Origin of the sequence: Vibrio sp. RC586 (assembly GCF_000176715.1) — a bacterium.
Classification (GTDB): Bacteria; Pseudomonadota; Gammaproteobacteria; order Enterobacterales; family Vibrionaceae; genus Vibrio.
The window spans coordinates 42,784-57,069 of the sequence record NZ_ADBD01000008.1 but is presented as its reverse complement, the minus strand read 5'-3'; the positions used below and the strand labels follow the sequence as shown (position 1 = coordinate 57,069).

Sequence of the window (14,286 nt, the reverse complement as noted above, 5' to 3'; positions counted from 1 at the left end):
AGATTGAACATCTGGGTTATCTAGTAATGAATGGATTCAAACTTCTTACTACTGTGCAGGGTTATCAACCTGCTGAAACAGACAAATTTTACGTTGATTACGTGTGTCAGTTAACCAACTATAGCGACAGTTATTGTCGTAACTATATCGCCCTGTTTGAATTTGATAAGGGCCAAATCTAACACCTTGCAGAGATTGAAAACGGCCATTGTAAAGCAATGAAAAATGTAAATGGGGTCCAGTCGATGAACCACCTTCGCAAAGTGCAATCGAACGTTGGCTTGCGTACACACCTAGTTTGGTATCTTTCGTTACCCACTGATTGTTGCCTACTTGAATACCATCCATATGATAATAGTTTGTCGCCCACCCATTTGGATTGGTTACTCTCACCTGACAACGAGACATAACAGTGACATAGCCATCATGAGCGGCAGTAACACTGTAGGTTGGTTGTCCCCATTGCGGCCAATCGTAAGATACATCTATTGAGGATAACGGGAATCCAGAACCGCTATGAGCATGTGGTCCGTTTGGTACCCAAGAATAACCCTGTCGCCATGGCCATTGCATTGTAGCTAGGGTTGCTAAAGAGGGCTGGGTAGAATCGATATCAAACTCTGACGCAATAGGCTCAAACCATGCTACATACTGGCGTTGCCAATCGATCCAGTTTGTTAGCTCCGGCAACTGCTGTGCTATCGCTAGTGTTGCAGCAGTGTAACTTTCCAGAATGAACGAAGTACTGGAATCATAATAATAGAAACGTTGTGAGAGTTGGTTAGCGATTGCCTTAACATCCTCAGATGAAGGTAGATCCCTAGGGTGCAGAATCGCCAGCGTCGTTATAAGTACTCTAGGATCAACACCTGTAGCCCCTGCCCAATGTTGTAGCGATTCTTGAAGACTTTTCCACGACGGTTGAGTGTCTGATAAGAATTTTTCAAAATCAAATGGACGAAGATAGGGTTGATAAACAAACTTATTGTCACTGAGCAACACCGTTGGCAGATTACTGTGAGTTAACTTTGTAAGAGGGATTTCATGAATTGTAATCTCGGGATATAGGGAGTGTGCTAGCACGCCACCACTAAAACTGAACCAAGCTAATCCGATAGACATTTTTCTTAACATAAGACAAACCTCATAAGATATTGGTTGAATATCAAATGTAGCCTAATACATCCAAAAAGCACGTTAAACGGGTAATTCGCTGAGCAGTTCATGCCACCACTTTAAGTAAATAAAAGCTGTTTACACAATGAGTTGGCAGTAACACAACGAAGATTGAGCATTCTGATGCCCTTGTATTTCTTTACTATTTTTCTGGAAACCAATTAAAAATATTACAAATCAAAATCTTATATCAATAAGGCGGCTTGCATTCTGTACGTTCAGTAGCTGTATATCCGAAATTGTGGTAGCGTTTCCCACACTAACACCAGTCTATTAATTAAGCCGCTGCCCTTCGGGGTGGCGGTTTTTTTATGCCTGAAATTTGGAGCCGCACATGCAAGACAAGAAGTTATTGGGCGATGAACTCTCACTAAAATCGACCATTAATGCCACTACGGATATGAGTCAGTCTGCTTTTCTACCGAAAGGCTTTCAGTTTGAAGCCCCTAAAGCGCCGCAACGTAACTACGATGTGACGTTAGGGGATACCGCTAAAGCCGTCGGTAGTGGCGCTCTGCGTTCACTGGCTGGCCTTGGTGAACTCTCGGAGAACTTCCTTGGTGTGGGTGAGAGCTTTCGAGATTTGATGTCGTCTGGCTCGGATTCTCTGCAAGAGAGTATGACTCAAGATGGTCGCGACGCTCTGAACTCCCGTATCTTTGAAGAAAACGAAAATGGCAATCCGACGTTTGCCGAAGGTGCGGCGGATATCGATGTGTGGGCGATGAAAATCGCTGACGGGCTAGGTTCGCTGGCGGCCAACTTTGCCGGTGGTGGTTTTGCAGGTGCGGGTGCAAAAGTGGCACTGCGCTCAACCATTACTAAATCGATGCTGAAAAAGGGCATGACAGAAAAAGCTGCGCAAGCCGTGGCTGATAAAGCCATCTCTCGAATGGCGGCCACCAGTGCGGGTGCTACGGGTGTAGGAACGTCGCTCGGTGGCGCAAGCATGGATGCGCGTGACGCGGTAATGCAGATGGATAGCTCATGGCTTGCGGATCACTCGGAGTATTTTCAGCAATCCTTGCTCCGCCTTGCGGATGATCCGCAATATCAGGGGATGAGCGCAACGGAGTTATTCGACCTTGCTAAAGAAGAGACGGCCAGTTATGCCAGCTTGCAAATGTCTACCGACCCGACCGCCGTGGCGGCCTCTGTCGCTGGTGCGATGGGTGATAAGTATTTGTTTGGCGCGTTACTCGGCAAGATGGGTAAAAAGGGTGTGGTTGCTGGCGCAGCGAAAGGCGCACTCACCGAAGGCGGTACGGAGTTTATTGAAGGCTATGGTCAGACTTATGCCAGAAACCAAGTGATCAATGAGGTGACGGGGCAAGAGATTGACCCTACGACCGGTGCTTTGGTGGATGGTTTGGAAGGTGCGGTGATCGGTGGTGCGCTTGGTGGTCCTCTTGGCGCTGTCGGTGGGTATCGAGCTAAAGGACAACCGACTGAGAATACGCCCGCGCAAACGAACTCGCAAAATGTTAGCGATACTCAAGAGCAAGAGATCGCAGAGCAAGCCGCAGATGAAGCGCAAGCGATGCCTAACAGTGGGGATGCGCCTGCGCAAACTGCCGCGATGAATGCGGTTGATCCTACGTTGAACCCACAAGGTCAATACGAGGAGTTGCTGCAAGGTGCGCAGCAAAGACAAGCGGATAATGGTAGGGATGCGGCCATCCGCTCTCGCTTTGCGCAAAGTCGCCAAGCGCTGACTGAGCGTGGTGTGTTGCCAGAGCGCAACGCTTACCAAGAAACGATTGAGATGGCTCGCGCCGTAGACCCCACGCGGGCTGCGGAGATTGAGCAATTCCTGAAAAGCGAAGAGGCAGACCAAAATCCAGAGTTGACCGCACAGCTAGAACGAGAGTACGAGTCTCTTGCGCAAAAAGGGCGTGATCTCGATATCGACCCGACGTTAACCCAAATTGAACACCGCCAAAACCAAAACCGTTTGGATATGGCCAAGCGTGAAAAGCCGCACCAGCGTATCGAGCGCAAGCAGAATGAGTACCAGCTCGATGATACGGTAAGCTCACGCAAAGCAGCGATTCGCGCAGAAATCGAGCCTCAGTTACTCAAGGAGGACCGCAATAAGCCTGAGCTTCTAGAGCGCATGGTGGAACTGGAATACGCCCGCCGCTACCCACAGCCTGAGAAGGAAAAAGCGACCGGAGATCAGGATGATGGCTTAGCGCAGTTTAAGTTTGCCCGTTTTGACCGTGATACGGCGCAAGCGGCGATTGAAGCTAAGGCGCAGGAGAGTAAAAACGCCGCGCAATTGGCCGCCGCACAGCGCGAAAGAGACAGCCGCCCTGCTTCACCGGATGAGAATCCGGCATGGTTTGGTGTGCATCCTGAATCGGGTGAGCGCACGACTCGCGCTTTTATGCGTGACTTGGCCAACCAGAAAGGACAGGCACAAGCTTCTGAGCGCCAAATCGATCTCGATGCGCGCCGTGAGCGTTTAGGTCAGCCGGTATCGAGCTTTGTGGACCGCCCGAACTCGATGAAAATGCGCGAACAAGGCAAGAAGCCTATCCGTGATTTTGCGGGGATTGAGGGAAAAACGTCAAGAATGTCGAAGCGTTTACGCAAGCGCTTAAGTCGTGCTAAAGGCTTTGATACCGATGCGGTTTTAGCGGAATTTCAAAACCATGAGAAGCGCCTCGCCGCCTACGAAGAAGCCGCCCGTCGCCGTGCTGACTATGAGGCGAATCAGCCTGAGAATATCGAGCGTCGTAAGAATGCCGAAGCGCTGTTTAAAGAGTTTGTTAGCGACACTGAGGCGCGTACCTTTGCTGAGAACGAAATCACTCAGACGATCAAACGAATTAATGCGTTAGTTGATGCCTCGCCACAAGGTTCGGTATTAGAGCTGGATGGGCAAACCAGCTCATTACCGGTTATTAAAAAGCAGATGGCACACAGTGTGCGTAATTTGGCGAATCAGTTTGTGGGTAAAACTGCCGCGATGATGAACGCCGCCGCGTTTAAGGAGGAGGTTAGTACACAGTCCGTAGGAAGCTTGGACGAGCCCAATATCATTCGACAAGCAAAAGCAGTGATCCGCGAGGTCATTGATAACAATGGTGGTGCCAAACCCAAGCTTAAAGGCGTACGCGAAGCTTATCGAGATAAAGGTTTTACCGCAAAGGCGCTGCAAGAAGCGCTAGGCGATAAGTCCCTTTCGGATTTCGAGCGTGAGCAAAAAGAGAGCTATACCGAAAGGTTATCTGCCTTATCTGAACCTTCAATTCATTCTGGCCAAGAAGTACCACTACAATCAAAAGGAGATATCAACCATGGCAACGAAACCTCAAATACAGCAAGATTTGATGAAAGATCTTCGCCGCAATCCGAAGTACAAGAAAATGAGCAACGAGGAACTGACGCCAATCGCCAAAGCGTTAGCGAAGAAGACGCGAGCGCGGGAAGACGAGCTAATGAGTCTAGGCGTACATTACCTGACAGCACAGAGCGAAGCGTATCGAGAGACGCTATTGAACGCCTAGCGCTCGATGAGGTGGATAACCTCGCCAATGGAACTGCTACACAAAGGATCGCCGCGAATATCGCGGCGATTCGCTTAATGAAGGATCTCACTCAGTCAGGAATGCCCGCGACGCTTGAGCAGAAAAAGGTACTGGCACAGTATGTGGGATGGGGCGGCCTCGCTTCTGTGTTTGATAACACGAACACTTCCAAATCACAGCAAGCCGCGCACCAAGAGCTAAAAACGCTGCTGACCGAAGAGGAATACAACAACGTTCGGATGAGTACCCGTAACGCCTTCTATACCTCAGAGGCCGTAGTGAAAGGCATGTGGAGTGGCGTGAAAGCGTTGGGTCTTGGCAACAGCCCGATGAATGTGGTCGAGCCATCGCTGGGTTCAGGTAACTTTATTGGTTGGCAACCGTCCGACATGCGCGATCAATCGCGCTGGTTTGCCTCCGAACTCGATCCTGTGACCGGCAATATTGCCAAGCTTATCTACCCTGAAGCCGATGTTCAGGTAAAAGGATTCCAAGAAACGCCGTTTAAAAACGGCGTTTTTTCTTTGGCGATTGGCAACCCGCCTTTTGGCAGTCAGTCTATCCGTGACAACAAGAACCCTGATATTTCAGGCATGGCGATCCATAACTATTTCATCGCTAAATCAAGCAAGCTTTTGCATGAAAACGGTTTGCTGATGATGGTGGTGACAAACCGCTTCCTCGATACGCTGAACAAAAACCACAAACAACTGAGCCAAGAGCTGGATTTTGTCGGCGCGGTGCGCCTGCCGAATACGGCGTTTAAGAGCAATGCTGGTACGGAAGTGACCACGGATATCGTGGTGTTTCGCAAGCTTAAGCAGGGGGAGACGGCCAAGAATACGGTTTGGACGGACGTAGACGGCGAGGTGAACGGTTTTCGTGTTAACCAGTGGTTTGCGCAAAACCCGCAATACATTCTGGGCGAAGTCGCGCAAGGCAAGATGTACCGTGGGGATGAAAGCGAATCGACGGTGAACCCTGTGCCACAACACGCGAACCTTGAGCAGTCAATCAGCAAAGCGCTGGCCTCACTCGCACAAGGGCAAGATTTAGCGTTAACCCCTGAAACCAAAGATGCGATTGCCGGTGAGGTGATGTTGGCGGAATCCGACCTTGCGATAGGCGGCATGATGGTGAACGCCGACGGCAAGGTGATGCGCCGTGGCGACGATCACCCGACCAATGGTGCTCAGGTGTATGAAGTGACGCCCGATTCGATTTGGAGTGATGATGGCTGGTTGATGAGTCGAGCGCGCCATTTTGTCGAGCAGGGTGATAAAGCGCGCCTACAACAGTTCGCAGACAATGAGTTTCTGAATAAAGGCAAAATCAAAAGTGATTTTACTGGCTCCAAACTCAAAGAGAGCGCGGTCAAGGCGGTGCTGGCTTACCTCACCGGACAGCAATCCAAAAACCAAGCTTTGAGCGCGCTTGATGACGCCATTGATAACACGCGCCTTGGTCCTAATAAGTTTCGCAAACTGAAAGCGATGCTGACCATTCGCAATAGCGCACTGGCACTGCTGCGCGCCGAGAAAACCGGTGCGGGGGATATCGAGCGTCTGCGTCAGCGCCTGAACGTGCAATACGATGAATTTGCCAAGGCGTTTGCGACCAAAGGCAAAAACAGTAAGCCCGCGACGCTGACTAAAAACCTGAACCTTCTTGACGGCGATACCGGCATTGAAGCGGGTTTGGATAATGTCAGTGAGAGCGGGGTGATCACGAAGAGTGATCTCTTCTCTAAACGTTTGCTCTTCCCTTATCAGCGCCCTGAATCAGCAAGTAATGTGGCGGATGCGGTGAACTACTCGATGCGTGAACGCGGTAAGGTGGATATCGAGTACGTGAGCGGCTTGCTTGGGCTTGGCTATGATGATGTGTTGGCGAAGCTGACCGAAGGTGAAAAGCCGTATTTGCTGATGAACCCTGAAACGCAAAAGTATGAGTTCATCGACGATTACTTATCGGGCAATGTGAAGGCGAAGTACCAAGCGGCGAAGAGTGCAGGGCTAGACACTAACGTGAAGCTTTTGGAAGCCGTGCTTCCCGAAGACAAAACGCCAGAGCAAGTGAAGCCCTCTATCCGAGCAACATGGATTGACTCTGATGTGTTTGAACGCTTTGCCGAAGCGCTAGGTTATAAGGCGACGGTGAATGTTAACCGTCATATCGGGGCTATTTCAGTGTTGGGCGAGGCGGGCGGCTCACTGAGTGCATTAGGCTCACAGTTTAAGCATGACCGCGCCACACTGGCGGATTTATTGAACTCTGCGGCCAATGGTAAATCGCTGGTGATTTACGACACCAATGGCAAAGAGCGCACCAAAAACGAGAAAGCGACCAAGGAAGTTAACGCGCTGGCCAATAAGCTCGCTTCGACGTTTGTGACGTGGGCGAAAAGTGATGCGCAGATTGCTAAGCAAATCGCCGATAACTTTAACGAGCGGATTAATACCCACGTTAACCGTAAATACAACGGGCGTTTGTACCTGCAAACCGTCGGGATGAACCCTGCGGTCGATATGCGTAAAACCCAGCTCGATGGCGCGCTTCGCATGATCCAGAGTAAAAATACTTTACTCGATCATACTGTGGGGGCGGGGAAAACCTTTACGGCCATTACCGGCATGATGGAGCGTAAACGCCTTGGCCTAAGCAAAAAGCCGATGGCGGTGGTTCCTAACCATATTCTTGGCTCCTTCCATAAAGATATTTTGAAGCTCTACCCGTCGGCTAAGGTGCTGGTCGCGGATGATAAAGCCTTTACGGCCAAGAAGCGTAAGCAGTTTTTCTCACGCATTGCGACCGGCGATTACGATGTGGTGTTGATGGGGCATAGCCATTTGCGCGCCATGCCCAATGATATTGAGCATTTCCGCACGGTGATTAACGAGAAAATTGACGAGTTGCGCAGCGCACTGGAAGAGGCGAAAGCCGAAGCTAAGCAGTCAGGGCAGCGTGGGGCGACGGTCAAACAGATTGATGACTCGATTTCCCGTCTGCAAGACAAAATCAAAGAGAAAGAGGAAGCGCTGAGTAAGAACGCTGACCAAATCGGGTTTACCTTTGGGGATTTGGGCGTGGATTACTTGGTGGTCGATGAGGCGCACGAGTTTAAAAACCTGACTTACGCGACACGCACTGACCGTGTAGTGGGGATGAACGATCCGAAAGGCTCCGAAAAGGCGCTCGATTTGCTCATCAAAATCCGCAGCATTCAGGGCTTAGAGAACGGTGGTGTGACCTTTATGACCGGTACACCGATTTCTAACAGCTTGGTCGAGGTGTACACCATGATGTATTACCTTGGCCACGACACGCTGAAAGAGCTGAAAATGTCTTTCTATGATGCGTTTGCCGGCTCGTTCTTCAATACCGAAATCACCTTGGAATACACGCCAACCGGCACGGTGAAAGAGCGCAGTGTGTTGAAGGGACTCAATAACATGCAGCAACTCTCGACCCTGTATCGTCAGTTTGCCGATGTGATCACCCAAAAAGATATGGTGAACATCTTCCGTCAGGATGTGGAGGCCAAGAACAAGGCGACGGGCGAGAATAAAGCGACCCGATTCCCTATTCCTAATATCAAAGGCGGTAAACGTCAGCTTAACATCGCACCAGCGACCGAAGCGCAGCGCGAGTACAACGATTATCTGATTGCCCGTATGGAGGCGTTTAACCAGCTCAAAACCAAAGAGGAGCGAATCGCTTACGCTAAGATTGATAACCCACTGTGGGTACTGACCGATGCGAAAAAAGCCTCGCTCGATGTGCGCTTGGTGGACCCGACCGCACAGCGTGACCCAACAGGGAAAGTGGCTCGCGCCGCCGAGCGGATCAAATCGATTTACGACCAGTGGCAGGACGATAAAGGTACACAACTGGTGTTCTCCGATATGGGGACGCCCGCGAAGTACGCGATTGCAACGGTGAAATCAGACCTGAAAAGCTTGGCGGAAACGGTCTTAGGTAAGGGCAAAGCGGCAGCGTTTATTTCCAGTCGTTTGGAAATCTACGAGGGGGAAATGCCTTACTCGCAAACGCTAAAAGAGTTGGTTGATAAGGTGAACGCTCAAGCGGAAACCGGCGAGATTGATGCGGACCAGTACGAGAAGCTGGAAGAGCAGATCCGCGAACTGACCGCCTCTACCATGACGGCGGATACCGGCTTTAGTGTGTACGATGACCTGAAAGCCTCGCTGATGGAAAAGGGCATTCCCGACGATGAGATTGCGTTTATCCACGACTACAACACTACGTTGAAAAAAGAGGCGCTGTTTGATCGCGTTCGCCGTGGTGAGGTACGGGTATTGATTGGCTCATCGATGAAGATGGGCGCGGGAACCAACGTGCAAAATCGTTTGGTGGCCTTGCATCATATGGATGCGCCTTGGCGTCCGTCAGATATGGAGCAGCGCGAAGGGCGAATTGTGCGTCAGGGCAATGAGTTTTACCAACGTGCTGCGAACGCGGGTAAACCGGAAGACTTTGAGGTTGAGTTGATTGCGTACACCACTCAAGGTTCGAGTGACCCTGTGATGTGGCAAATCCTAGAGCGTAAAGCGGGCGCGATTGAGCAGTTCCGTAACGGCGAGTTAGATCAGTTTGTTGAAAACAGCAATTCGGATGCGGATAGCTACGCGGAGTTTAAAGCCGCGTCAACCGGCAACCCTATTTACCGTTTGAAACTGGAATCGGACGCTAAGCTTTTGGATTTAGACAGCTCTTACACGGCGCAAGCCAGCTCGATTGGCGCGGCCAAGCGTTTTGTTGAGCGTTTTGACGATGAGAAAGCCGCGATTGAATTGCGCCTTGAAACGCTGCGTCAGGCTGATATCACGGAGTTTGATGCACAAGCGTTCACAGAGCTGTACCGTGATGCACAAGCCGATTATTTAGCGGCGGATAATGAATACGATGCGGCGATGGCGATTTACTCTGAGCTGGATGCGAAAACCCGCAAAGAGCGCGGCTTGAAGAAACCGCAAAAGCCTAAGCGACCAATGATCCATGAACTGGATGATGAGTATTCTATCGAGCTGAATAAGGCCATTATTCAGCCCGCGATTGCAGCGATCGAGCAATCTCGGCGTTGGCAAGGGGAAATCAAGCTGGGTAAGCAATTGGGCTTGGTGATGGACGTGGATTATTTCACCCATGAGGGAACGAAAACGCCTCTGATTGACGTGCGCTTGGTGGATGGCAAGGGTAAGACCATCGACTATATGACGCGAGGGATGCAAAGCAGTTCGATTGTGCAATCGCCTAAGCTGATGAATGCGCTGCACCTTAATGCGATTGCCACGGCGTTAAATGGCGAGCAAGAGCGCTTCGAGAGAAAGCTGCAAAGCTTGCAAAGTACGCTCAAGGATTCGCGCCAGATTGCCAAGATGGATATCACCGCGCTTAAACAAGAGCTGGATGAGGCGAAAAGCCGCAACCTGTGGTTGTCGGTAGAAGCCTCGATGGCCGATATCAAAGAAGAGCTACGCCGAAGTGAAACGCCCAACAAGTTTGTTGACCGTGAAAAGCTGCGCAAAGTGAAGCGCTCCACCTTTGACCCGAACTCTATCCGCCCTGAAACGGTTGAGCATAACGGCCAGCGTTACCAGACAGTGGGTGTGCGCATTCCTTATCCCGGCTGGCAATACGATTCAGTGATGCCGGCGCTCGATGCTAACGGGGATTATGTGCATCTTCTTCTTTCACACAACTCAACAGTGGGGGAAGCGCCGGTACTGTCTGAGGTGATACCGCAACCGACTCAAACGCCCAAAGCGGAGTATGCGTTTTTAGCTGAGGCTAAAGCGCGCCATGAAGCGCGCCAAATTGAAGAGGCCAAACGCGAGATTGGCTCGCCGGTGGATGAGTCGTCGGGGGATTCAGCGGCGAGTGATGGCGTCGTCTTGTTTAGTCGTACCAGTACGAATGCAGGGCGTACCGGGGTGAAAACCGGAAAGATAGCCGGTGGTATCACTGTGAAACGGAGCACCATTGATGCGGTGACTCGCACGGCGCTCGGCAAGCTCGGCCTCAAAGACTTCACGCTCCGCTTTGAGACGGTGGATACGGAGGCGGATCTTCCTGATTATGTAAAAACTGCCATAGCCAAGAATGATGCCCAAGGCGAAGTGTACGGGCTTTATGACACCAAAGAGCACAAAGTCTGGTTGGTCGCTGAAAAACATAATTATGCCTCAGAGGTAGAAGAAACGATTTTCCACGAAGTGGCCGGTCACGTTGGTTTGGCGCGATTGCTCAAAGAAGGCAAGGCGCAACCGGATATTAATACCCTAGCCTTAAGGTTAGGCGGCATCAAGGGAATTCAACGGTTTGCAGAGCAAAATGGTGTGGACTTAACACCTTACTTAAATTCCACGCAGACGCTCACTAAGGCGGATGCCGAAGAAGTTCTGGTGCATGAGCTGGTCGCGCACTTGGCTGAGCAGCAAAAGTTTGCGACGCCTATTCAGCGACTATTGGCGAAAGTGCGCGGGATGCTGCGTTCGTTATTTGGTTTTATTTACTCCCCTGAGTTTAACAATAATGAATTACTCACCTTGGTATTCAAAGCTAAGGAGCAGCTAAAAGCGCCGCCGCCAAAAGATAAGGTGACTAGACCTGAGAATGATGCGCTGTTTTTCTCGCGCTCAAGAGCGCAGGGTACGCCAGCGGATACGGCCTCTACATCAAACCAGATGAGCGCCGATGAGGCGCTGGCACAAAAGCAAAACGCTTTGGTGAGTAAAATCAAACAGGCGCTGTATGGTGCGCCGGTGATTGGGCAATCGCTCGATGCGCTTGGCCGCAACAAATACGCGATGTTGACGCTGCGCCAGATGGGGGAAGTTTCCGCCGTGATCAACAAGCCTTTGGGCAAGATGATTGACGCCTACCAAGATGAAATCAACTCTATGGTGGTGACACAGAACATGTTGGCCGAAGAGGCGGCCAAGATTGCCGAAGACCTTAGCGATTGGGCTAAGGCGAACCAGAAAGAGGCGGATGAACTGTTTGCTTTTGCGCACGAGGCGACCTTGGCGGATGTGGACCCGTCTGAGGCGTTCCAATCCCGCGAGGAAGAGCTGAAAGAGAGTATTGCTAAGCAAGAGCGGATTTTGAAAGAAGAGGGCGGCTTAAACAGTGAACGTGGCTCTAAGGCTTGGAAAACCCTTCAAGAAGAGCGAGAGCTTTTGAAACAAGAGCCAAACCGCCGCAAGCGCCATGTGGAGTTACGCCCCAAATTTGCCCTCCTCAACGCTGAGCAGAAGCGCCGTTATCGACAAATGCGCGATCACTATCGTGCTCAATCTGAGCGGATGAATAAAGCGCTGGAAGAGAACATTGTACGAGCGGTGTTTGATGCCAAGATCCGCAAAGCGATGCTGGCCGAGTTGCGCCAGCGTCACGAGCGCGCCGCCAAAGGGTTGTACTTCCCATTGTCACGCAACGGTGATTATTGGATTGACTTTGCCGATGAGAACGGCGAACGCCAATTTATGATGTTTGAAACCAAAGGTGAAATGGAACTGGCCGCCGAGAAACTGCGTAAGGCTGGCTTTTCTCTCAACTCTGGTATGAAAGCGCAATTTAATGCGGTGCAGAAGGCGTCGCTGCCGTTTGTGGCCGATGTGTTGCAGTTGGTAGAGCAAGCGAACATGCACACACCGGCGAAAGAGTCGCTGAGTGATGAGATTTACCAGATGTATTTGCGCACGTTGCCCGCTCGCTCGATGCGCCGTAACTTCATTCACCGCAAAGGCGTTGCCGGTTTTAGCCAAGATGCGGTGCGAGCACTGGCTGACCAAGGCTTTAGACAATCGCGTCAGCAGGCTCGCCTCGACCATATGGATATTCTGGATAACCACCTCGATAGCATTCAGAAGTACGTGCATGAGCTGCCGAACAATGTGGAAGCCGACCGTGTAGTGGAAGAGTTGAACAAGCGCCATGAATGGGTGCGCAATCCTTCCCGCGCTGGTTGGGCGCAAAAACTGACCAGTTTGGGCTTTGTGTGGATGCTGGGTTTAACGCCTGCCGCAGCACTGGTGAACTTAACCCAAAACCTTCAAGTCGCCCTGCCTATTTTGGGTTCCCGCTACGGTATGGCGGAGTCTTCCAAAATGATGAGCCAAGCGACGGCGCAATACCTGAAAGCAGCATTTACCCGAAACCGCCCGAAAGGTCAGGGGATATTGGGAAGCGTGCTCACTGGTGGCGAGAAAGAGGCGATGCGCCGTGCGGTTGCGCAGGGCGTGATTGATGTTACGCAAGCGGCAGACTTAGCTGGTTTGGCAGAAAACCCCAACGCGAAGTATTCAGGGACTTGGAATAAAGCGATGAACATCATTGGTTGGGCTTTCCACCATGCCGAAGTGTTTAACCGCGAAGTGAGCTATATTGCGGCCTATCGTCTTGCTATGAAGAAACACGGCGACCATGAAAAGGCAATCGCGGATGCGATTAAAGATACGTGGGATAGCCATTTTGACTACTCATCGATTAACCGTGCGCGCTTTATGCAAAGCGATATGGCGGCGGTCGCCCTCCAGTTTAAGCAGTACAGCCAGAACATGACTTATTACTTGTGGGCGAACATAGCCAAAGCGTTAAAAGGGGAGACGCCCGAAGTCAAATCGATGGCACGTAAACAGCTTTTAGGAACGCTGGCCTCGACCTTTTTTATTGGTGGTGCGGGTGCGTTGCCATTGTGGGCGATCACCACGGCGATTGACGCGGCGCAAGAGATTGTGGGGGATGACGACGAGCCGTTTGATGCGGAAACTGAATTAAAACGTATGCTGGCCGAAGCATTTGGTAAAGAGAACGCAGCGTTAATCTGGCATGGTACTTTACCGAGTATTTCTGGCCGTATCTCACTTAATGATTTGTGGGTGCGCAGCATTAACCGTGATGTGGATGCCTCCACCGCGTATGTGGAATACATGAAGCAAGCGTTAGGACCGGTGATTGGTGGTATTGGTGTTTCATGGGCGCAAGGCTTATCCGATATTTCTAACGACCAATTTGCTCGCGGTATCGAGCGTATCCCGCCGAAAGCGATTAAAGATGTGCTTAAAACCGCTCGATACATCAATGAAGGTGGCGTGACGACGAAGAACGGCGACGAGATTGTGAGTGATCTAACGGCCTTTGAGCTGCTTGGCCAAGCGTCTGGTTTTGCGATTGGCCGTGCGAACCTTCAGTATGATGAGAACAATGCGATTAAGAACTATGAAACCTTTATCGTTAAGCGCCGCCAAAGCTTGATGAACGCCTACTACACGGCCTATCGCCTGAAAGATGGTGAAGCAATGAAGTCGGTGATGGTGAAGATCCACAAGTTCAATCAATCGCAATATGGTAAGCGCAACCCTATCACTAGTGAAATCTTAAGGCAGTCGCTGAAAGTGCGAGCTCGCAAGCGTTCAATTACGCAAAATGGAGTTCAGGTGAACCCTAAAATGAATTCGCTCGTTATGCAGTATGACTATTTCTGAGTGCTGGGCCTGTAAGGTAGTATTTAGCCTATGATGATCTAAATGCTCATGTCATGAATAAATAC

At 50.8% G+C, this 14,286-nt stretch carries 2 protein-coding genes; one reads left to right on the top strand and one right to left on the bottom strand.

The features are described 5' to 3' along the window. Nucleotides 1–48: 48 nt before the first annotated feature. Nucleotides 49–1,134, bottom strand: coding sequence for a M23 family metallopeptidase (locus VOA_RS10040; protein ID WP_000944731.1), 1,086 nt, complete (start codon nucleotides 1,132–1,134; stop codon nucleotides 49–51). A 376-nt stretch (nucleotides 1,135–1,510) separates the two neighbouring features. On the opposite strand from VOA_RS10040, the gene VOA_RS10045 reads away from it, so the two are divergent. Then, nucleotides 1,511–14,221: a PLxRFG domain-containing protein gene (locus VOA_RS10045; RefSeq protein WP_001152925.1), complete on the top strand. Its 12,711-nt coding sequence runs from the start codon at nucleotides 1,511–1,513 to the stop codon at nucleotides 14,219–14,221. Nucleotides 14,222–14,286: the final 65 nt, after the last annotated feature.

Coding starts and splice junctions, on each gene's coding strand:
- VOA_RS10040 (WP_000944731.1), bottom strand. CDS start 1,134: ATGTTAAGAAAAATGTCTATCGGATTAGCTTGGTTCAGTTTTAGTGGT.
- VOA_RS10045 (WP_001152925.1), top strand. CDS start 1,511: ATGCAAGACAAGAAGTTATTGGGCGATGAACTCTCACTAAAATCGACC.